This is a genomic window from Synechococcus sp. R65.1 (genome assembly GCF_047461755.1).
Classification (GTDB): domain Bacteria; phylum Cyanobacteriota; class Cyanobacteriia; order Thermostichales; family Thermostichaceae; genus Thermostichus.
Map to the genome: position 1 here is coordinate 66,026 of NZ_JANSHU010000001.1, position 20,134 is coordinate 86,159.

Annotated in this window: 19 protein-coding genes; 13 read left to right on the top strand and 6 right to left on the bottom strand. The window is 61.5% G+C overall.

The features are described from left to right. Positions 1 to 5 precede the first annotated feature (5 nt). A complete protein-coding gene (purH, locus tag NW814_RS00365; protein WP_414404760.1) occupies positions 6 to 1,619 on the bottom strand; it encodes a bifunctional phosphoribosylaminoimidazolecarboxamide formyltransferase/IMP cyclohydrolase in 1,614 nt (537 codons plus the stop codon). Between the two features lie 220 nt (positions 1,620 to 1,839). Here purH and NW814_RS00370 point away from each other — a divergent pair, with 220 nt between their 5' ends. Together NW814_RS00370 and NW814_RS00375 are read left to right on the top strand one after the other, a co-directional pair. Beyond that, a complete protein-coding gene (locus tag NW814_RS00370) occupies positions 1,840 to 2,526 on the top strand; it encodes a MotA/TolQ/ExbB proton channel family protein (RefSeq protein WP_414404949.1) in 687 nt (228 codons plus the stop codon). A gap of 3 nt (positions 2,527 to 2,529) precedes the next feature. Then, the gene (locus NW814_RS00375) at positions 2,530 to 2,952 is read left to right on the top strand and encodes an ExbD/TolR family protein (protein WP_414404761.1); all 423 of its coding nucleotides are present in this window, start codon (positions 2,530 to 2,532) and stop codon (positions 2,950 to 2,952) included. 29 nt (positions 2,953 to 2,981) lie between these two features. On the opposite strand, the gene argF is transcribed toward NW814_RS00375, so the two are convergent. Together argF and ctpC are read right to left on the bottom strand one after the other, a co-directional pair. Continuing rightward, on the bottom strand, positions 2,982 to 3,899 hold the full coding sequence (gene argF, locus NW814_RS00380; protein ID WP_414404950.1) for an ornithine carbamoyltransferase: 918 nt from the start codon (positions 3,897 to 3,899) through the stop codon (positions 2,982 to 2,984). Between the two features lie 74 nt (positions 3,900 to 3,973). Then, on the bottom strand, positions 3,974 to 5,269 hold the full coding sequence (gene ctpC, locus NW814_RS00385) for a carboxyl-terminal processing protease CtpC (RefSeq protein WP_414404762.1): 1,296 nt from the start codon (positions 5,267 to 5,269) through the stop codon (positions 3,974 to 3,976). A 223-nt stretch (positions 5,270 to 5,492) separates the two neighbouring features. On the opposite strand from ctpC, the gene NW814_RS00390 reads away from it, so the two are divergent. The 3 genes from NW814_RS00390 (at position 5,493) to NW814_RS00400 (ending at position 8,346) form a co-directional block, all read left to right on the top strand. Then, a complete protein-coding gene (locus tag NW814_RS00390; protein WP_414404763.1) occupies positions 5,493 to 6,845 on the top strand; it encodes a glutamate-5-semialdehyde dehydrogenase in 1,353 nt (450 codons plus the stop codon). A gap of 147 nt (positions 6,846 to 6,992) precedes the next feature. Next, a complete protein-coding gene (locus NW814_RS00395) occupies positions 6,993 to 7,475 on the top strand; it encodes an RNA recognition motif domain-containing protein (protein WP_414404764.1) in 483 nt (160 codons plus the stop codon). A 76-nt stretch (positions 7,476 to 7,551) separates the two neighbouring features. Next, positions 7,552 to 8,346: a DsbA family protein gene (locus NW814_RS00400; RefSeq protein WP_414404765.1), complete on the top strand. Its 795-nt coding sequence runs from the start codon at positions 7,552 to 7,554 to the stop codon at positions 8,344 to 8,346. A gap of 52 nt (positions 8,347 to 8,398) precedes the next feature. Here the strand turns inward: NW814_RS00400 and NW814_RS00405 are convergent, their stop codons facing one another. Beyond that, the gene (locus NW814_RS00405) at positions 8,399 to 9,406 is read right to left on the bottom strand and encodes an SPOR domain-containing protein (protein ID WP_414404766.1); all 1,008 of its coding nucleotides are present in this window, start codon (positions 9,404 to 9,406) and stop codon (positions 8,399 to 8,401) included. Between the two features lie 202 nt (positions 9,407 to 9,608). Next, a complete protein-coding gene (locus NW814_RS00410) occupies positions 9,609 to 10,016 on the bottom strand; it encodes a hypothetical protein (protein WP_414404767.1) in 408 nt (135 codons plus the stop codon). 94 nt (positions 10,017 to 10,110) lie between these two features. Between NW814_RS00410 and recJ the strand changes: the two genes are divergently transcribed. The 8 genes from recJ to NW814_RS00450 all read left to right on the top strand — a co-directional run bounded on the left by recJ (position 10,111) and on the right by NW814_RS00450 (position 18,275). After that, positions 10,111 to 12,549: a single-stranded-DNA-specific exonuclease RecJ gene (recJ, locus tag NW814_RS00415; RefSeq protein WP_414404768.1), complete on the top strand. Its 2,439-nt coding sequence runs from the start codon at positions 10,111 to 10,113 to the stop codon at positions 12,547 to 12,549. Next, complete coding sequence (locus NW814_RS00420; RefSeq protein ID WP_414394360.1) at positions 12,539 to 13,204, top strand: metallophosphoesterase family protein; 666 nt, start codon at positions 12,539 to 12,541, stop codon at positions 13,202 to 13,204. Before recJ ends, NW814_RS00420 begins: the two co-directional genes overlap by 11 nt. A gap of 99 nt (positions 13,205 to 13,303) precedes the next feature. Next, positions 13,304 to 13,897: an RdgB/HAM1 family non-canonical purine NTP pyrophosphatase gene (gene rdgB, locus NW814_RS00425; RefSeq protein WP_414404769.1), complete on the top strand. Its 594-nt coding sequence runs from the start codon at positions 13,304 to 13,306 to the stop codon at positions 13,895 to 13,897. Between the two features lie 74 nt (positions 13,898 to 13,971). Further along, positions 13,972 to 15,084 (top strand): hypothetical protein, encoded by a 1,113-nt coding sequence (locus tag NW814_RS00430; protein WP_414404770.1) that lies wholly within the window; start codon positions 13,972 to 13,974, stop codon positions 15,082 to 15,084. A 22-nt stretch (positions 15,085 to 15,106) separates the two neighbouring features. Further along, entirely contained in the window at positions 15,107 to 15,745 is a 639-nt protein-coding gene (tmk, locus tag NW814_RS00435; RefSeq protein WP_414404771.1) for a dTMP kinase, read from the top strand. A 137-nt stretch (positions 15,746 to 15,882) separates the two neighbouring features. Then, positions 15,883 to 16,869, top strand: coding sequence for a CHAD domain-containing protein (locus tag NW814_RS00440; RefSeq protein ID WP_414404772.1), 987 nt, complete (start codon positions 15,883 to 15,885; stop codon positions 16,867 to 16,869). 91 nt (positions 16,870 to 16,960) lie between these two features. Then, positions 16,961 to 18,031 carry a spermidine/putrescine ABC transporter substrate-binding protein gene (locus NW814_RS00445; protein ID WP_414404773.1) on the top strand — a complete coding sequence of 357 codons (1,071 nt, stop codon included), beginning with the start codon at positions 16,961 to 16,963 and terminating at the stop codon, positions 18,029 to 18,031. Between the two features lie 100 nt (positions 18,032 to 18,131). Then, positions 18,132 to 18,275, top strand: a complete 144-nt coding sequence (locus tag NW814_RS00450) for a high light inducible protein (RefSeq protein WP_414346668.1) — start codon at positions 18,132 to 18,134, stop codon at positions 18,273 to 18,275. Positions 18,276 to 18,346: 71 nt separating this feature from the next. Here the strand turns inward: NW814_RS00450 and NW814_RS00455 are convergent. Then, positions 18,347 to 20,134 (bottom strand): response regulator (locus NW814_RS00455; protein WP_414404774.1); only part of this gene is annotated, 1,788 nt, incomplete at its 5' end.

The following is a 20,134-nucleotide window of genomic DNA, read 5'->3' on the forward strand; positions in this document are numbered from 1 at the left end:
TGACCTCAGTGCCAAAAGTGACGGATGCCGGTGCAGACCATGGCGATACCCGCAGCATTGGCGGCGGCAATGGAGTCGGCATCGCGGATGCTGCCTCCCGGCTGAATCATGGCGCGGATCCCAGCGCGGGCTGCCGCCTCGACACTGTCGGCAAAGGGGAAGAAGCCGTCGCTGGCCAAAACCGCTCCCGCGGCCCGTGGACCGGCCTGGCGAAGGGCAAGCTCGACGGCCCCCACCCGGTTCATCTGGCCTGCTCCAATGCCGAGGGTTTGCCCCTGGCGAGCAACGACGATGGCGTTGGATTTCACGTGTTTGCAGACTATCCAGGCAAACTCCAGATCCGCCCACTCCTCGGGGGTAGGCTGGCGCTCGGTCACCACCTGCCAGGAGGGTTGGCGAACGGATCCCTGCAGCCGGTCGGCCTCTTGCACCAGAAAGCCGCCGGCCAAGGTACGAACGGTTTGGGCTGGCCCCACCTCAAAGTCCGGCAGAACCAAAAGCCGCAAGTTCTTTTTGGCCGCCAGCTGCTCAGCTGCCTCAGGCGTGCAGCCCGGGACGACCACGCACTCCAAAAAAGGCTCCGCCAGCTGCCGGGCGGTTTCCGCATCCAAGGTTTGGTTGAGGGCAACGATGCCCCCGAAGGCGGAAACGGGATCGGCAGCCAAAGCAGCCTCCAGAGCGGCAGCTAGGGTTGGGCGAACGGCTACCCCACAGGGGTTGTTGTGCTTGACAACCACCGCTACCGCTGGCTTAGAGCCGTTGGCAAGTCCTATGCTCAGTTCTGCCGCTAGGGCGCGGGCCGCTTCCAGATCCAGCAGGTTGTTGTAGCTTAGCTCTTTCCCCTGTAACTGCTTGGCTCGATGCCAGCCAGGGGCAGCCGCATCCACCACATACCAGGTGGCAGCCTGGTGGGGGTTTTCCCCGTAGCGCAGGCGTTGCCACGGGATCCCTTGCAGGTGAAAAACCTGTTCAGCAGCGCCTGCAGAAGCTGGAGGTTGAGAGGGTTGGGACAGCTCTGAGCGGGCCAGGTAGTTGACGATGGCGCGGTCGTAAGCTAAGACCCGCTCAAAGGCGCGGCGGGCACACTGGAAGCGAAAGGCCAGCCGTTCCGCCTCGCTGGAGGAGCTAGAGAGCAGTTGCAAATACTGAGGGTACTGGCTGGGATCCGTGAGCACCGTAACATAGGGATAATTTTTGGCCGCTGCCCGCACTAACGTCGGCCCGCCGATGTCAATCTGCTCCAAAGCCTCCTCCAGAGCCACTCCGGGTTGAGCCACCGTCTGCTCGAAAGGGTAGAAGTTGACCACCACCAGTTGGATGGGCGGGATCCCCAGCGCCTCCAAGTCTGCCCGGTCTTCGCGGCGCTCCAGGCGAGCCAAAATGCCGCCGTAGATGCGGGGGTGCAGCGTTTTCACCCGTCCCCCCAGAATCTCCCGCGCACCGGTGTGGGCCGAGATGGGGGTAACCGGGATCCCAGCTTCAGAGAGCACCTTGGCCGTACCGCCGCTGCTGAGGAGTTGAAAGCCGTGCTCCTGGACAAGCGCCTCAGCCAGGGGGACAAGGCCGGTTTTATCAGAGACACTGAGGAGGGCCAAAGGGGGGAAGGGCTGAGTAGGCATAGGTTGTCGGTAGATACGCTGGTGGCCTCTGGATTCCACGCCATTTCCACGCCATAGGATAGCGCCCTTGCCAGAAAATCAGCAGCTTGTCCTAAAAAGCAACCCCAAGTGGGCAAAAAGGGCTCCCAGCTCTAGCGGGAAAGTGCTATGACAGGATGAGCGTGAGGTGCTGCTGGGAGGGGGTCATCCGGATCCTATGGCGAGAGTCCTGCAGCTTCTGATCCAGGGTTGGTACTACTCCATCCCCCTGTTGGCCTTCTCAGTTCTCTCGGTGGCTTGTTGCCTCGAGCGGGCCTTGTTCTGGTGGAAGGTTACCCATCGGCAGGAGGAGGTGGTGCGGCAAGCCCTCAGCCAGTACCGCCGCAACCCCAGGGCCGCCCAGTACCTGCTGGAGCAAAATGCCGACCTGCCCATTGCGCGCATCTTTTTGGCTGCCCTGGAGCTCAACGAAGCCAGCCCTGAGGATTTTAAACTGGCCCTTGAGACAGCCCTGGCAGCCGAAGTGCCGCTACTAAAGCGCTTCAACACTCTCTTTGACACGGTGATTACCGTTGCTCCCTTCCTAGGCCTCTTGGGCACGGTTACCGGCATCATCCAAATCCTCAGCTCCATCCAACTGGGGGATATTGGCGGCACCAATACGCAGGGGGTGGGACAAGGCATCGCCGAAGCCCTCTACTCGACGGCTTTCGGGTTGATCGTGGCTATTCCCACCTTGCTGATCTCCAATGTCTTTCGCTCTCTGTACCTGCGGCAACTCTCCAAGATCCAGGAGTACGGCGGCGAGCTGGAGTTGCTGCATCGGCAGCGGCTAGAGATGCAAGCCCAGCAGCTTCCCCAGTATTCCTACGCCAAGCCCGGCCCCAGCTCCACTCTTCCTCCCTACTCCCCGCTTGAGCCCTCCTAGCCTATGCGCATCCCAGAGGAGAACTTCAGGCCCGCCGAGATCAACATCGTGCCCTTAATCGATGTCATCTTCTCGATCTTGGTGTTTTTCGTCATCGCCAGCCTAGTGCTTACCCGCTCAGAGGCGCTCGATGTCAACTTGCCAGAGGCCTCCACAGCCGAAGCCCGCCGTCAGCCAGACGTTACCGTGAGCATCACGGCCGAAGGCCAAATTGCTGTCAACCGGCAGAAAATTGCCAATCTTGGTGCCCTGATCCCCGCGGTGGAACGTATTCTGGCCGAGAAGCCGGCTGAAGGGCGGCGCTTAGTGGTCATCAACGCTGACTTGGCCCTCTCCCACGGCAAGGTGGTGGAGGTCATGGATGCTCTGCAGCGGCTGCCCAACGTCAGCCTGGCGATCGCTGCCCGCCGCCCCAACAACCGCTGACCCCCTCTTCAAGCTGGGGGTGAGGATCCTCACCCTGCTCCCAGCAGTTGGATTAGCAGCGCCTTTTGCACGTGAAGGCGATTTTCCGCCTGATCCCAAACGCGGGACTGGGATCCCTCCAAAACCTCGGCAGTAATCTCCTCCTCCCGGTGGGCGGGCAGGCAGTGGAGCACAATTGCCTCCGGATCTGCGTGTTTCATGAGCTCGGCATTGACCTGGTAGGGCAGGAAGTGGGCTTTGCGGGCTGCCGCCTGATCCTCTTGGCCCATGCTGGCCCAGACGTCGGTATAGACCACCTGGGCTCCCGCAACGGCTTCGTAGGGATCCCGCACAACCAGCACCTGCGATCCCTGGGCCAAGGCCTGCGCTTCTGCCACCACTGCCGCATCCGGCTCGTAGCCAGGGGGTGTGGCAACGCGGATGTGGATCCCGCTTAGAGCACAGCCCAGCAGGAGGGAATGGGCAACATTGTTGCCGTCGCCACAATAGGCCAAGGTCAGGCCTGCCAGTTGCCCGAAGTTTTCCTGAATGGTGAGCAGATCGGCCAAAACTTGGCAGGGGTGAAACTGATCCGTGAGGGCGTTGATCACGGGGATCTCGGCATACTCGGCAAAGAGCTCCAGCTCCCGCTGGTCGTAGGTGCGAATGGCAATGGCGTCCAAGTAGCGGGAGAGGACGCGGGCTGTATCCGACAGGGGCTCGCCGCGGCTTATTTGCATTGCCGCTGGCACCAAGTCCAGGGTGCTGCCCCCGCACTGGGCCATGGCAACGGTAAAGCTAACCCGGGTACGGGTGGAAGCCTTCTGAAATAGCAGTCCCAGCACTCGACCCCGCAGGTCTGCCCGGTAGGGATCCCGCTTCAGTTCTGCCGCTTGGGCCAGCAAGGCCGACAGCTCCGCCGGGCTCAGGTCGCTGAGTTTGAGCAGATCCCGTCCGGCCAAGTTCAAATTCATGGATCCTGCCATCCTCGCCTACTCTGCCTGCCGACGATAAAGCCTTTCCCACCTAGGGTTAGCACCGCCTACCGAGAAGAGGAACGAACGACGCTGGAAGCCTGTTGCCGGCGGGCCGCAATTTGGGCCTGGAGGGCGCGAATGGCAGCCGCATACTGCGGATCAGCGGCAGTGGCTACCAGTTCGCGGTTCTTGCTGAGGCGCTTCAGATCTGCTTCCGACAGCTCCACCACAATGTCGGGAGTGATACCCTTTTGGTCAATCTCGGTGCCCTTGGGAGTGCGGTAGCGGGCAATGGTGACTGCCAACCCCGACCCGTCGGAGAGGGGATGCACCGACTGCACCAGGCCCTTGCCAAAGGTTGGCGTGCCAACGATCACAGCGCGCCGGTTATCTTGCAAGGCGCCGGAGAGGATCTCGCTGGCGCTGGCAGAACCCCCATCCACCAAGACGGCCAAAGGCTTGTCGGTGAGGGCGCTGTTGTTGGCCACAAGGCGATCCTGCTCCCCTTGCCGATTCACCGTCGAGACAATGCTCCCCCGATTGATCCACAGGCGCGCAATTTCGGCACTGGCGTGGAGCAGCCCCCCAGGATTGGCCCGTAGATCCAGCACGTAGCCAGCCACCCCTTGTTTTTCTAGGTCGCGAATGGCCTGGCGCACCTTTTCGGCGGCGTTGCCGGAAAATTGGGTGATGCGGATATAGCCAATGAGCAGGCCATTTTCTTTGCGAGCCTCGTGGCGTACTGTAGCTAGCTCAATTCTCTCCCGCACCAAGTCAAACACCTTCAGCCCTTCTCCCTCGCGGCGAATGGTTAGCCGCACCCGGGTGCCTGGCTCACCGCGAATGAGGCTGACGGCAGTATTGGTGTCCATGCCCTCGGTGGATCGGTCGTCGATACGCACGATAACGTCCTTGGACTTGATCCCAGCGCGATCGGCAGGGGATCCCTCAATTGGCGAGATCACAACCAGCTCATTGGTCTCCTGATCCACACCCAGCGTGATCCCCACGCCAGTCAGCTCCCCCGAGGTGTCGATCTGCATGCTGGCAAACTGCTCCGGATCCAAGAAGCGGGTGTAGGGATCGTTGAGCTTCTTGAGGGCCTCGCGAATGGCCTTGTAGGCCTCCTCGCGGGTGGCATATTCTCTGCTGAGCAGCTCGCGGCGCACCGCTTCCCAGTCGACGGAGTTAAAGGAAGGATCGACGTACTCCCGATTGACGATCTGCCAAACTTCGTCCACCACTTCTTTGGGATCCCGGCGAAACCCCGCCCAACCTGGCATGGATAGCTGCACGCCAACCAACGACACGGCTGTAACCACGGCAGCCGTTGCACTCACCACAAACCCACGTTTTCTCATCGGCTCTCCTGGAAAACACGGTACTGGTTGAAGATGGGCTGGGTTTTGCCAGACTAGGCTCCTCTAGGGGCAGCTAGCAGTGCCCAAATTCTGATAGGCTGCTGAGAGTGCTGCCCAGTTTTGCCCAAGCTAGCATAGGGATTCTGGCAAGGCTGCTCCCAGGATCCCATTAGATTGGAACTTTTTGTAGCCTTTTGGGTTGGGTTTTGTTGCCTCTCTGCCCATGTCTCCTGGAGCTCCTGCAAGAACTGCCAACTCCTCCCTGCTAGTCCAGGTGCAGACGGCTCGAGCTGCCGCCCAGCGCACAGCCACCTTGCCCACCGAGATTCGGGATGCGGCTCTCGAGGCCATGGCCACAGCTTTGCTGGAACAGCAAGAGGCCATCCTAGCGGCCAATCGGGAAGATCTGGAGCGGGCAGCGGAGCAGGTTAAAAGGGGGGAGTTGTCGGCTGCAGCCTATGCCCGCTTAAAGTTGGATGCCCACAAGTTGGCCGAGATGGTAGCTGGAGTCCAGCAGGTGAGGCGGCTGCCCGACCCGGTAGGGCGATCCCTCCTCATCCGCGAGCTGGACGAGGGGCTGGTGCTGGAGCGGCGCACCTATCCCCTGGGAGTGCTAGGCGTCATCTTTGAGTCGCGGCCCGACGCCCTGGTGCAAATTGCTGCCCTAGCGGTAAAGACGGGCAACAGCGTCCTGCTTAAAGGCGGATCGGAGGCGCTCTGCTCCTGCCAAGCGTTGATGGCCGCGCTGCAGGCGGGGCTGCGGCAAGTTCCCGACTTTCCTAGGGGATCTTTGCAGTTGCTCACCCGTCGCGAGGAGATTAAAGAGCTGCTGCAACTGGAAGGTCTGGTGGACCTAATCATTCCCCGCGGCTCCAGCAGCTTTGTCCGCTACATTATGGAGAATACCCGCATCCCGGTTCTGGGCCATGCGGATGGGCTGTGCCACCTGTACGTGGATCGGGCTGCTGATGTGGACATGGCGGTGAGGCTAACCCTAGATAGCAAAACCCAGTACCCTGCCGCCTGCAACGCCATCGAGACCCTGCTAGTCCATGCAGAGATTGCTCCCCGGTTTTTGCCTCTGGCCGTGCAAGCGCTGCGCGAGAAAGGGGTAGAGTTGCGCGGGGATCCCCGCTGCCGCGAGCTGGTGCCCGATCTGATCCCGGCCACTGAAGCTGACTGGAGCACTGAGTACGCCGACTTGATTCTAGCCATTAAAATGGTCGATTCCCTCGACGAGGCCATTGCCCACATTCAACGGTACGGATCCCGGCACACCGAGGCCATCGTGACCGAAGATGCCGTCGCTGCCCAGCGCTTTCTCGACGAAGTGGACGCAGCAGGGGTCTTTCACAACGCCTCCACCCGCTTTGCCGATGGCTTTCGCTACGGCTTTGGGGCAGAAGTGGGCATTAGCACCCAAAAGCTGCCACCCCGGGGCCCGGTAGGCTTGGAAGGCCTAGTAACCTACCGCTACCAACTGCGGGGGCGAGGCCATCTTGTAGCTGACTATACCGGCCCTCAGGCCCGTCCCTTCCTGCATCGGGATCGCTTAAACGTTACCGGCTTAGCCTAGAAGGGATCCCCTTGACCAGCTCGGTTGTCTTAACTTTTTTGGCTAAAAGTTGAGGTAAATTTTTAAAAGGTGGCCTTATGCGGCGCTTCTGGATTGGCCCTGTGCAGGCTGGACTTCTGTCCTCTCGCTAAGGAGCTTCACGGTTTTATGCCCGTTCGTCTGTACGTTGGAAATCTGCCGGCAGAGGTAGATCGCGAGGCCCTGGAGAAGCTCTTCAGATCTGCAGGTGAGGTCATTTCCACCAAGGTCATTCGGGATCGGAAGACCGGCAAGTGCCGCGGCTTTGGTTTTGTTACGGTAAGCACTGAGGAACAGGCGCAGCAGTATATCGAGAAATTCAACGGCCACAGCTTTGGCGACGTCAACTTGCGCATTGAACTTGCCCAGCCGCGCGAGAAACGGGAAGGTGCCGAAGCCAAAGCAGCAGTCTCCCCTTCCCCCGCCAAGGACTCCGCCCGGGAACCGGCCAAAGGTTCCAAAACGGCAGGGGAAAAGTCCGCCTCAGGCAAGAAGCAGCGCCAGCGTGTCAAGGCGGGCCCTGAGGCAAAAGAGGCTGTTGAGCCGGATCCCCGCTGGGCCAGCCAGTTGCAGCGGATCAAGGAGCAGCTTTTGCAAGCCACCCACTCCTAACCCCCCAAAGGGGTGGTAGACAGGGCTGCTGCCTGGGCTTAGCCTAATAAAAGCTTGTACTCGAGGGGGAGTTGGGATGGGAAGTCTGGCGAGGGCTTTTGGCAGGTGGGGACAAGGGCTGGCCAAGCTCGGCCTGCTCGGCATGCTCCTAGTTTGGCTGGGAATGAGCGGCACGGCACCTGTTGTCTTTGCAGCTCCGGCAGACCTGGAGAAGCAGGTGCTGGAGATCATCCGCAAGAATCCGCAGGTGATCCTGGAGGCCGTGCAGGAGTACCAGCAGCGGCAGTATGAAGAGCAGCAGCGGCAACAGCAGAAGCTAGCAGAAGAGTTTGGCCGGCAGTTGCGGCAGAACCCCCGCGCTGTCATTGGCGATTCCCCCAGAACCGGCTCCGAGTCCTTGCGGCTAGTTTTGGTGGAGTTTTCCGACTTTCAGTGTCCCTTCTGTGCCCGTGCCCATCAGACTCTGAAGGAGTTCATGGCTAGACATGGGGACGAGGTAACCTTGGTGTACAAGCACCTGCCCTTGACCAGCATTCACCCTGAGGCGATGGCGGCAGCGCGCGCCGCTTGGGCTGCTCACCGCCAGGGCAAGTTTTGGGAGTTCCACGACGAGCTGTTTGCCAACCAGTCCCAGCTAGGGGAGGAGTTTTACGTAGCTACAGCCCAAAAGCTGGGCTTGAACGTGGAGAAGTTCAATCGGGATCGGCGCAGCCGGGCGGCAGAGCGGGCTGTACAGCGAGACATGGATCTGGCCTCTCAACTGGGCATCAGCGGTACCCCCCATTTCATCTTGAACGGCATTGCCTTCTCGGGGGCTCAGCCTTTGGAAGTGTTTGAGCAGACGCTGCAACAGGCCAAGCAGGCTCGCTAGGACTCCACCCCTGTCTCCCTCTCACGGCACGGCAGGCCTGAAGGGGGAGCATTTACTTCACCGGCAAAATGCGGGCATCAAACCCCGCCTCGGCTAGGCTGCGCCGCGCTCGTTCGGCATTGGCCCGCTGCCGGTAGGTGCCCACCTGAATCACTGAGCCGCGCACAAAGGCATCGGGCGCAAACTGCCGCACCTTGGGCAGCGCCTCTTCGCCAGCCTGAACCACCACCCAAAACCCGGCCGAGCTAGCCTCAGGCAAGGAGGGAGGAGAATCCCGAACCAGGATAGGTTGGGAGCGGCGCAGGTCAGCGGGAAAGATCCCTGCCTCGTAGCCGTGGCTAGCTAGGTAACGCACTTGCTCGCTGGCCGTTGCCAGATCGGCAAAGCCGCCGGTGCGCACAACCCGCCGGCTGTCGTAGATTAGGGGCAGGGATCCCGGCAGCAGGTGCTCCAAAGCAGCCAATTTCTCGCCGCTGGGATCGGCCACCAACACCCAATAGCGTTCCCCTTGGGCAGGCTCCTCAGGTGGTGAAGCGGCATTCTCTTCTGCCAGCGACACGACCACTGCCGGCAAGCCCTGAGCAGTCAGCCAACGGGCCTGTTCCTGCGCCAGTGATAGGCGAGAGAAAGTCCCCGTCTGTAGGGCAGGCTGGCCGCGGTAACGCACCTCTATAGCCTGGGGAAAGAAGCGGCGCACCCGCTCCTCCAGCCGTGGATCTCTGCTGGGGTTGGGCACTTGGGTGGCAAAGGGCCGCTGCGGGTCGAAAGGGGGAGCCGTTGGCGGGGCAAGAAAGGCCGGCGGCAGGGGTGGATCCCTGTCTTGGCGGCTCACCACCCGCACGGGCAGCCCTAGCTGTTCCAACTCGGCCTGGCGGCGTTGGGCGTGGCTGCGGTTGACAAACGTTCCCGCCAGAATGAAGACCTGGCCATCCCCCTGCACAAAATAGGCATCCGGCACCTGCCTGCGCACCTGAGCTAAGGCTTCTGGTCGCTCAGCCAGGACATGGACTTGGTAACGGATTAGGGCAAAGGCAGGCGGCAAGGCAAGGAGACTAGCCACCAGGGAGCTGCCCCACCAAGCCGCCATTGTCAGCCTTGGCCAAGCCCTGCTAGGCAAGAGACTAGTCTCTCCCCCCCACCTAGCCCACGGTTGGTCTCTCCTTTGGCGGCAGTGGCGCAGCCCAGCGTTCACAGGAGAAGCGCAATGAGGTCTACCTCCAGTATAGTGAGGAGGATTTGGCAACGCTTGCTGCCTGCACTCCCTAGAAGCGACGGCGACGGTAGCTGTAGCGACGCGGGGCAGCAGGGGCAGGGGATCCTCCTAGGGAAAAGCGAATAATCTCAGTCTTGTAGGGTTGGGAGCCTTCCGTGTAGCGGGCAAGCTGAATAGCGGATCCCTGGCCAGAGGGAAGAGCTGGCAGAGAGGAATCTGGCCAAGCAGCTTCGAGGGCGATGAAAAACTGCGAGCGCAGCAGCACCTCCCAGGGGGAAAGGGGCTTGGTTTGCTCGGGCACCAGGCGGCCTAGCGCAATCTGAAGACGCGGCCCCCCTTGCCGGGATCTCCAGAGCTGACGCGCCAAACTCCCCAGGGACGCCTGCTCAGAGGCTCGGACCAGCAGCTTCAGTCCCCTCAGGGGGTTGAGGCTGTAGGTAAGTAGGAGAGAGTACATCGGCAGCCAGCCAGCGGAGGAGCGTTTTGAAGTAAGCTCAAAAAGGATCTCTAGGCTCACTGTAGCACTGCCATTTGGCTATCTAACTCCGGCGATGGCGGCAATCCTCGAGCAGCGCTGGCTACTCCAGCCTGAGGACCAGCCAAGGGCGCGCCAGTTGGCGGAGGCGGTGGGGATTTCGCCTCTGCTGGCTCAGATCCTGCTCAACCGCGGCCTCCGCAGCCCTGCCGAGGTTCGCCACTACCTGCAGCCGGATCCCTCCTGCCTGCCGCCGCCCAGCCGGGACTTCGCCGACCTGCCCCTGGCGGTAGAGCTGTTGGAGAAAGCCCTGCGCCAGCAGGAGCCCATCGCCATCTGCGGCGACTACGATGCCGACGGCATGACCAGCACAGCCCTGCTGCTGCGGGCGCTGCGGGGCACGCCGGTGGTTTACCGCATTCCCAGCCGCCTTACGGAGGGCTATGGCCTTAACAGCCGCATGGTGCAGGAGCTGCACCGCGAAGGGGTGCGCCTTATCCTCACCGTAGACAACGGCATCGCTGCCCACGAGCCCATCCGTTTAGCCAAAGAGCTGGGGCTGGCGGTGATCGTGACCGATCACCACGATCTGCCCTCCCAATTGCCCCCTGCCGACGCCATCCTCAACCCCAAGCAGCTCCCAGAGTCGTCTCCCTACCGGGGAATGGCCGGGGTGGGGGTGGCCTACCTACTGGCCCAGGCCTTGGCGGAGCGCCGCGGCGATGAACGGCTAGGGCGAGTGGCGCTGGAGCTGTGTACAGTGGGCACCATTGCCGATTTGGCCCCTCTGACAGGGGTAAACCGCCTCTGGGTGCAGCAGGGGCTAGCCCTTTTGCCCACTTCCCAGGTGGCCGGGATCCGCGCCCTCTTGGCGGTGATGGGAATGACGGGATCCCCGGAGGAGCTGCGGCCAGAGTGGGTAGGGTTTGGCTTGGGGCCCCGCATCAACGCCATTGGGCGAATTGGCCGACCGGCAATGGGGATTCAACTGCTGACCACCGACGATCCCCAGCAGGCGGAGAAACTTGCCCGCCGCTGTGAACGCCTCAACCAGGTGCGGCAGGAGATGTGCAGCCGCATCGAGGCCGAGGCTTTGGAGCAGATTGCCCAGCGAGGGTGGGATCTGCCGCAGGAGCGGGTGTTAATCCTTTTGGGAACCCCCCAGCAGCGCTGGCACAAAGGGGTCATTGGCCTGGTGGCCGCGCGGCTGGCGGAGCGCTTTGGCTGTCCAGTATTTATCGGCAGCCAGTCGCGCCAGGGGGAGATTACTGGCTCGGCGCGGCAGGGGATCCCGGAGTTCGACGTGTTCCAGGCCCTGGAGTTCTGCAAAGATCTGTTTACTAAGCATGGCGGCCACCCAGCCGCCGGCGGCTTTAGCCTAAAAGCAGAGAACTGGCCCCTTTTGGAAAAGCGGCTGCGGCAATTGGCCCAACAGCGCCTGCAGCCAGAACAAATCCGGCCCCTGGTGCAGATTGACCTGGAGGTGGCGCTAGCTGACCTCACTCTTGACCTCTATCAAGAGTTGCAGCGCCTCCAGCCCTGCGGTATCGGCAACCCGGAGCCGGTCTTCTGTAGCCGCAACCTGCAGGTGTTGCAACAGCAGCGATTTGGCCCCCGACCTGGGGCTGTGGGCGGTGTTTCCTCAGCCGAGGATGCCCCCAGCCACTTGAAGCTGCTGCTGCAGGATCCCCCTGAGTCCTGCCGCTCCCCCCTGGGAGCCAGGGCCCGCCGCCGTCCCCTTTGGGCCACTGTCTGGCGAGGGGCCGCAGCCTATCCCCTGCCCGAGCGGATTGATGTTGCCTACACCCTCAAAGCCAGGCGGTGGGAAGACGAGACCCAACTAGAGCTGGAAATTCTCGGGATCCGGCCTGCCCAAGCGGCTAGTCCCGGAAAATCCTCCCCCTCCCAACAGAGAAGGGATCTCTCCCCCCTTCTTCTCTACCGCCCTGCTCCGCCTCTCATCCGACCGCTGCGGTGGCAGGTTGTGGACCGCTTTTCTGACCTCCTGCCCCAGGCGCAGGGAACCATCCTCTTCTACGGCTTTCGCCGTCCCACCTTGGTTCTGGCACCTGAGCGGCGCTCTCCGCTGACTCTTGACTACGACCGCCCCCAGGCGGGCCGCCGCTACGACCAATTGTGGCTGTGGAGCTGGCCCCCCTCTTTGGAGCACCTCAAGTGGCTGCTCCACTGCCTTTCTGGCGAAGCGCCGCTCATTGCCGTGCATCAGCAGACCGTGCCCCTACCCTCCGCGGCCACCCTACAACGGCAACTGCGCCACTACCTGCAAACCTATCCCCAGGTGGATCTGTTGCGCCTAAGCCAGCAGTGGTGGCTGTCGCCAGCGCTCCTGGTGGCGGGCCTGCGTTCGTTGGGGCATGCTTGCCCTGAGTTTGGTCCAACGGGATCCCTGGAAGAAGAGCTGGAGGCCCAACGGGCCTGGTACCGCAGCTCCTGGGAGCAGGTGGCTGCTCTGCTTCAGGGATCCCCAACGCCGCTGCTGCGCTATGGGGCTTAAACTGCTGCTTGGCTCTGACTACCACGGCAACGACCGGCTGATCCGGCAGGCCCTGGCTTATCTGCCGCAGGTGGATGGCTACATCAACTGCGGCGATTTCTGCTCCAAGGCCGGCAAGCCCTCCCGCAACGCCACCCAAGGCTTTCATCCGGCAGCCCCAGCCGAGGTAGCCCAGCTGCAGTCTTTTCTGGCGGCAGTGGATGGGCTAGGCAAGCCCTGGCTCTTTCTGCCCGGCAACCACGACCCAGCCGCCACAGTGTTGGAGGCCCTGGCCGGCAATTGGGGACAGGCCATTACCCAGTCCTGTTGCTTTGAGTGGCTAGGGCTGCAGGTGCTGGCAGTGCCCTGGACGCCTCCCTGCGGCTGGAGCTGGACGCTTACCCGCAGTCACCTGCAAGAGCTACTTGCCCTTTACAGCCAACTGCCGCATCGCATTGACCTGCTGCTTAGCCACGCGCCGCCGCGGGGCTTGTTGGACGAAGGGGGCAAGTGGTACCACCGCCGCATGCCTACTCTGCGTCCCCTTTTGGATCTGCTCCAGCCGCGCTACTACATCTGCGGCCACATGCACTGGGATGGGGGAAAGGTAGAACGGTGGGGATCTACCCTCGTCATCAACACAGCCTTGCACAACATGCTTTTGGAGATCCACTGAGAAGCAGAGAGCGCGGGCTTAACGGCCAGAGAGGGTAGCCCTGCAGATTGCAGCCAAGCGCTCGGCTAAGATAGCGGAGCCAGATGAGTTTCACTCCCCATGCCCCGTTCCCTAGTTCTGGCCAGCAGCAACCCCGGTAAATGGCGGGAGTTCCACGCCTTTTTCCAGGCCCATGCTCCCCGGTGGGAGTTGCGTCCCCTGCCGGCAGCGATAGAAGTGGAGGAAAGCGGCAGCACGTTTGTCGAAAATGCCCTTCTCAAAGCCAAGGCCGTAGCAACGGCTCTGGGGGAGTGGGCCATTGCCGATGACTCTGGCCTGGCGGTGGCAGCCCTGGGGGGTGCCCCTGGGGTTCATTCGGCCCGCTATGCCCCTGACGATGCCGCCCGCATTCAGCGACTGCTGCGGGAGATGGAAGGGATCTCCAACCGCCAAGCTACCTTCCACTGCGCCATCGCTGTAGTGGATCCCCAGGGCCAGGTGCAGGCACTGGTAGAGGCTCTCTGCCACGGGGAAATCTTGACCCAGCCCCGGGGAGAGGGGGGGTTTGGCTACGACCCGCTCTTCTGGGTGCCAGAGGTGGGGCTGACTTTTGCTGAGATGAGCCCAACGCAAAAAGAAGCCGTCAGCCACCGCGGCCAGGCCTTGAGGGCTCTCAAGGAGCAGTTGCTTATCCTGGAGCGCCGTCTAGGCTAGCTTGGAGAAAGGGCTGCAAGTCCAACTCGGTCTAGGAAGATGGGAGTGGCAGTCTTGCGTTGGGAGCCTGAAGAATGACCTTCTCTGAGGAGCGCGATCCAGACCGTTTTCCAGACGCAACGGCTGCTAGCGGCCAGGGGAATGCCTCCGCTCCCAGCAGCTCGGAGTCCCAAGGCCGGCGTTCCCCACCTCCCCTGCCGGAGGAAGGTCCTGGCCCCTCTGAGGAAAGTGCGGAAGACTGGCTGGAGGATGAAGAGGCCCAGAACGACGGGAAGGCGTCCGCCGCTCCTCTTGCCAGGCGCGCGCTGCCAGCGGAGGAGGCTAAAGAGAGGGCCACCCCAGGCCGAGAAGCTGCTGCTGGATCTTCGCGGGCTGCTGATCGCGTCAGGGGGACGGCGTCCTCTCGGCCCGGCTCTGCTGGACAAGCCTTGGTTCCCCGGCGCCTTGTCTCTAGCAACCGGGGCTTTGAGGGATCCGCCCGCTCTTCCGCCTATGCCAGCTCCTACAGGGGTGACGATGGCTCCACCTCCAGCTACGGGGGAAGAGGAGGATATGGAGGGGGAGGCCGCAGAGGCAGATCTTCAGGGGGGATCTCCTCCTCGGATCTGACGGCTTTGCTGGTGGTGGCCCTGCTGGCTTTTTTCGGAGGGTTTGCCATCCGCAACATCTTTGCCGAGTCGGGCGGCTTTGACGATGAGCGCCCCATTCGCGCTGCCAATGTGCCGGCGGCTTTTCGGGATTTTTGCTTTGCCTACAACGGCACCGCCTCCTTTACCGTGGTCCAACTCACCAGTGTCTCTGCCCTCACCGTGGCCTCGGTGCCCATCTACAAAGTGGATACCTGCACCATTCCCGTCAGCCAAACGGCCAATGCCCTGCAGGCCTTGGGCATCCGCGGACGGGCCAACACCCTGGGCCCCCAACTGGGGGGCTCCAACCTCACCCTCATCCAGCTTCCCTTGGCCAGTAGCTTAGCCCGCGCCCTCTACAGCCAGTTTCCCGGCTTGGCTGCCCAAGGCGACAAGGCGCAGGTTTTGTCCCAATTGGAAACCACTATCAACAACGCCCTGCGTTCCAACCTCGAAGGGCTGGCCCTGCAAAACCTGCAGCCCACCAACATCCCCGATGTGTACGTGATGGTGCCAGGCCACTCCTTTGACTTGCAGCCGCAGCTTGAGCTGCGCTAGTCCTTCGGCCAGGGATGGAGAGGTGTTCATCACCCTAGAAGGTGGGGAGGGGGTAGGTAAAACTACCCAGCAAGCCCTGCTTGCGCAGCAGCTTTGCCAGGCGGGCTATCCCTGTCTGTGTACCCGCGAGCCGGGAGGGACGGCGCTGGGCCGGGCGCTGCGGGAGATCTTGTTGCATGGGGATCCCCTGACGCCGCTGGCTGAGTTGTTTCTGTACGCGGCAGACCGGGCTGAGCATGTGCAAAAGTGTATTCTTCCGGCTTTGGCAGCCGGCCAGGTGGTGGTTTGCGACCGCTTCACCGATTCCACCCTGGCCTACCAGGGCTACGGACGGGGGCTGGATTTGCAGCAGGTTCGCCAGCTTAACCACTTGGCCACTGGCGGTCTGCAGCCGCATCTCACCCTATGGCTGGATCTCCCGCCAGAGGTGGGGCTAGCGAGAAAGGCCTCCGGCCCGCTGGCGCGAACCGGGCTTGCCGACAGGCTCGAACAGGAGCGCCTGGAGTTTCACCGCCGCGTCCACCAGGGCTTCCAAGCTCTGGCCGCTGCCGAGCCGCAGCGGATTGTCCGCATTGACGCCGGGGGATCCCCCCTGGAGGTGGCTGCCCGCATCTGGTCGGTGGTCAAGCCTCGCCTGCTGACAGCAGTCCCAAGGCCCTAGACGCTGTCCCAGGGATAAAGGTTAAGATTTGGTTAAAAAGGGGGGAGCAGGGAGCGGCTCAAGCTAGGCTAGCCTGCCTAGGGCAAGGGGGTTTTGCCGCTCCTTAGAGTTGTTGTCGTGGGTAGAGGAGACTTGCGGTGGACATCATTGCTGCTGAATCGAAAACTGAGAGCCTCGGCAAGACGGAGTCCTCGGAGTCACTCTTGCTCTCGTCTTCGAGCTTGCCCCCGCTAGCTGCTTTGGCCCACCAACTGCTGAGCCAGCAATGGCAGCGGCTGCAGAAGCATGTGGGGAGAGTGCTCAAGCACCACCCGGAGGCGGCAGAATCCCTTCATCAGATCCGGGTGAGCTTGCGCCGCATCGGCACCTGGGCGGAAGTGTTTCAGGGATCCCTGCGCCTGCCCAAGCCGCTCAGGCCCAAACGTTTGCGAAAGTTGATCAAGACGCTAGGCCAGCAGCGGGATCTGGACGTGTTGCTAGAAATCCTCCACGAGCCCTGTTGGCAAGGGATCCCGGCAGACCAGCAGGCGGAGCTAGAGAAGCTGAAGGAAAAGCTGCAGCGGCGCCAAGCTCAAGCCGAGAAACACTCCCGCCGCATTCTGGCAGAGGAGGACTTCCTGAAGTTCCAGGCTGCTTGCGAAGAGTGGCTGGTTTCTCCTCGCTACCGGCCTGCGGCCCAGCTTCCTGTGCAGGAGAGCTTGCCCCATCTTTTGGCGCCGCTAGTAGCGGCGTGGTTCCTGCAGCCGGGTTGGCGGATCCCAGCCTTCCCCGAAACCGAAGCTCAGGCTGAACAACTGCATGACCTGCGCAAAGCCACCAAACGCCTGCGCTACCAGCTAGAGTTTTTTGCCCCCTTCTACGGAGAGACCCTCCAAAGCTGGGTGAAGGCCCTCAAGCGTCTGCAGGAACAGTTGGGCCGCTTTAATGACTTGCAAGTTCTCCAGGCCCAGCTACCTGCCGACTCAAGCTTGCAGAACTGGCTGCAGGAACAACAGAAGCTGGCTCTCCAAGATTGGCCCGCGCAGCAACAGCGTTACTGTAACCCTGCCGAGCAGCAGCGGCTATATCAGTTGCTCTTCTTGGTTGGGGAGAACAGCAACGGGGAAGTCCAGGTGGTAGGCTAGAGCAGGGGTTTGAACCGCAGTTGGCCGGACAGGATCGCTCCAGATCCATGGCTAGGTGTAAGGGCGACGTCCAGCTCCACTAGGTTTGAAAATGCCCATGAAAAAGAGAATTGCCACGGCCGTTGCTTTGCTCTGCTGTCTACTGGCCCTACTTTTCTTTTGGCGCTTAGGAACTGCTGCCCGAAAACCAACCCTCCAACTCTACATCTGGTCGGAATACATTGACCCAGCCATTCTCACGGCCTTTGAGAAAGCCACTAACAGCCGCGTAGTGGTGAGTGTGTACGAGTCCAACGAGGACATGATTGCCAAGCTGCGGGGGGGCGGCGTCAGCCAGTACGACATTGTCGTGCCCACCGACTACGTTGTGCCCAACATGGTGGAGCTGGGCCTGCTGCAGCCTCTCAACAAAAACCTCATTCCCAATCTCCGCAACCTGGACGAGAAGTTTGTCGGCTTGCCCTTTGACCCAGAAAACACCTACACCGTTCCCTACCAGTGGGGCACCACCGGCATTGGCTACCGCAAAGACCGCCTGCCGGAAAACTTTGAGCGTTCCTGGGGGCTGATCTTTGATCCTAAGCAGCAGTACGGCCCCTTTGTGATGATCGACGAGATGCGCTCTATGCTTGCGGCTGCCGCCTTCTACCTGGGCTTTGACCCCAGTACTACCGTTCCCGCAGAGCTGCAGCAGATTCAGGAGCTGTTGATTCAAGCCAAACGCCGCAGCGCCGGTCTCATTGGCGGGGTGGGCGGCAAAAATCAACTGGTCTCCGGAACAGCCAACGTGGCGGTTGTCTACAGCGGCGATGCCCTGCAAGCTGCCGAAGAAAATCCCAACATTGGCTACTTTGTCCCCCGCGAGGGCGCCCACATTTGGCTTGACGTGATGGCTATCCCTGCCAAAGCTCCTAACCCAGAGCTGGCCAACCGCTTCATCAACTTCATTCTGGAGCCGGAAATTGGCGCCCAACTGAGCAACTACAACCGCTTTGCCACCCCCAACGCTGCTGCCCTACCCAGGATCAACCCCCGGGATCGCCAAAACCCAGCTATCTATCCCGATGAGACGACCTTTGCCAGGCTAAAGTACCTCAAAGTGCTGTCGCAGGAGCAGCTACGTCTGGTTGACGCTGTCTGGACTGCCGTCAAAAGCAGCTAGGGATCCACTGCCTGCGGCTTGTTAGCTCTCGACACAAAACTTGACACTTTTTAATATCTGAGCCACATTGGGAATGTCACCTACTGATGGAGTTACAGCCATGGAAAACCAAGAAGCTAAGTTTGGCTTTACGCCCTTTGCCGAAAAATGGAATGGCCGGCTGGCGATGCTGGGCTTTGTAATCGGCGTTTTGACCGAGCTGCTCACGGGCCAAGGGATCCTCTCTCAAATCGGCCTGATGTAATCCCAAGCCCTGGCACAGACCCTTTCTGCTCGGCTGGCAGCCGAGCTTTTGCTTTGCTGAGGCTCTACCCCCTACAAATTCTGCAAGTACTGGCAAATGTCGGCTAGGATGCGCTCCAGCTCCTCTAGGCCCTGGGAAGCCCTGGCCCATTCTGGTGCAGCACTGTCCAGGGATCCCTGCTGGGCCAGTTGCACCCCCAGGTGCTCGAGCTCGCGGGCTGCTTGAGAAAAGGCATGGGCCCCCACGTTGGCGCTGGCTCCCTTGAGGCGGTGGGCAATTTTCCTCAAGTCTTCAGCATTACCCGCTGCAACGGCTTGGCGCAGCCGCGGCAACTGGTTCTGGCAATCCTGGACGAACACCTGCAGCAGCTCCCGCTGAAACTGGCTGTCGCCGCCCGTAACCCGCTCCAAGCAAGCCGAGTCGATGGGATAGGGCAGCGTGGGATCAGAGTTGCCGCTGGCACCCTTAGGAGAAGGCGGAGCGGGCGAAGCCACCTCGGAGGTAGGCCCATTGGCTGCTCCTAGTGCGGAGGAGGCGATCTGGCGGCTCCAGTAGTTGATCACTCTCTCCAAATCCTCCTTTAGCACCGGCTTACTGAGATAGTCGTCCATCCCTGCTTGCAGGCAGCGCTCCCGATCCTCGTGCATAGCGTTGGCCGTGATGGCAATCACCACGGTGTGGTGGCCAGATCCCTGCTCCCGCTGGCGCAGACGGCGCGTGGCCTCGTAGCCATCCATTACTGGCATTTGGCAATCCATGAAAACGAGGTCGTACTTGACTTGCTCCAGCAGATCCAACACTTCTTGGCCGTTGGCCACCACATCCGCCAAGTAGCCCAAGCTCTGGAGCTGGCGCAGGGCCACCTTCTGGTTGACGGGGTTGTCTTCTGCCAGCAGAATGCGCAGGGATTGCTGGGGACGGCTGGGTGAGGGCGCACTTTGAGAAGAGGCAGTGCTCATAGATAGCAGCGAAGTGGCCAGGCCAGAGGATTTGCCCAGCGCCATGACCAGCGCTTCCTGCAGGCGGCTTTGTTTTACCGGCTTAACCAAGTAGGCGGCAAAGCCAATCTCGGCGGTGCGGCGGGAGTGCTCCCCCACTCCCAGTGAAGTCATCATCACCAGTTGCGTCTGGGACAGTTCCGGGTCGGCTTTGATCCAACGGCCCAGGGTCTCCCCATCCACCTCTGGCATTTGCATATCCAAAACGGCCAGGGGGAAGGGTCTGCCCTCGCGAACGGCTTGGCGCAGTTTGTCCATGGCCTGATAGGCATTTTCGGCCTCTTCCACCACCATTCCCCAAGCCGTGGCCTGGCAGCGCAGGATCTTGCGATTGGTGGCATTGTCGTCCACCACCAACAGTCGCTTGCCCTGCAAATCCACCGGGACCCGAGCAGAAGGCTGGGAAAGCTGCTGGGCATAGGGCTGCCGCTCCAGGGTCAGCTCAACGCTGAAGGTGCTGCCCTGTCCCTCCTGGCTTTGCAACGAGATGGTTCCCCCCATCAGTTCTGTCAGTTGTTTGCAGATGGCCAAGCCCAGTCCCGTACCTCCGTATTTGCGGGTAGTAGAGGCATCCACCTGGCTAAACGGTTGAAACAGCTTGCTCTGCGCCGCCGCCGGGATCCCGATCCCGGTATCTCTCACCGAGAGCTTGAGGTGGGCATGGGTAGCGGTTTCTTGCAGCACCTCTGCTTGGATCACCACCTCTCCTCGGTGGGTGAACTTAATGGCGTTGCTTACCAAATTGTTGAGGATTTGCCGTAGTCGCGAGGCATCTCCCCGCAGGTAGCGCGGCACTTCCGGCGGCATGAGCACTGCCAGCTCCAGGCCCTTGGCGTGGGCAGTGGAAGCAAACAGATCCGC